This is a genomic window from Phytoactinopolyspora endophytica (assembly GCF_004138495.1).
In the GTDB taxonomy this organism is placed as follows: Bacteria; Actinomycetota; Actinomycetes; order Jiangellales; family Jiangellaceae; genus Phytoactinopolyspora; species Phytoactinopolyspora endophytica.
Genome location: NZ_ML142872.1, coordinates 83750 through 84415, shown reverse-complemented (window position 1 = coordinate 84415; position 666 = coordinate 83750). Strand labels below are relative to the sequence as shown.

General features: G+C 66.5%; 2 protein-coding genes. Both read right to left on the bottom strand.

The annotated features are described in order from the left end of the window. On the bottom strand, positions 1 to 366 hold a 366-nt coding region (locus tag ELR45_RS31010), incomplete at its 3' end, for a PH domain-containing protein (RefSeq protein ID WP_205857615.1). 78 nt (positions 367 to 444) lie between these two features. Further along, positions 445 to 666 (bottom strand): DUF1684 domain-containing protein (locus ELR45_RS39790; RefSeq protein WP_205857614.1); only part of this gene is annotated, 222 nt, incomplete at its 5' end.

Here is a 666-nt window from a genome sequence, read left to right as displayed (position 1 = left end):
GGTCGCCAACCCAAACTTCCTGTCCAGTGGCCCAGAGTCGACATCGACGAACTGCATCCGGCCGTACGGTACAACCGTGAGCTTGCGGAACATCACGCCGCGTGTGACGAGGAGGTCCTCCTGCCGTTCGGCATAGCCCCATGCCCTCCAGATGCGCGGGATCAGCCAACGGCCCCATCCAACGCCGAGAAGCCCGGCGACGACCGCCAATGCGACGCCCCAGCCGCCCCACAGAAACCAGAGGCCGACGGCCAGAGCGGGCACCGACACGCCCAAGCCGATCGCGAGCACGATATAGCGCACCGTGATGAGCTTGGCCGACACTTGCTGCCAGTTCTCGTCCGGCGGCGCGAAGAGCTGTTCCACGTGAGGAGAGGCTACTCCTCACGTGGCGGCGTTTCCCAAGAACACCGCCGCCGCTCCGCTGGTTGCGTTGGAGGGGCCTTAGCTGGTCTCGGGGGAGGGACCCAGCTCGCCGGCGTGCAGCTCTGCGTCGATAGTGTTTCCGGGCGGGGCCAGTGGGCATGCCCATGCCGGGTCGTATGCGCACGAGGGGTTGTACGCGAAGTTCAGGTCGACGACCAGGGCGGTGAATGGGTCTCCTCCGAGGTCGGCGCCCTTGACCGTGTCGATGAGGTAGCGCCCGCCACCGTAGGTCTTGTGGCC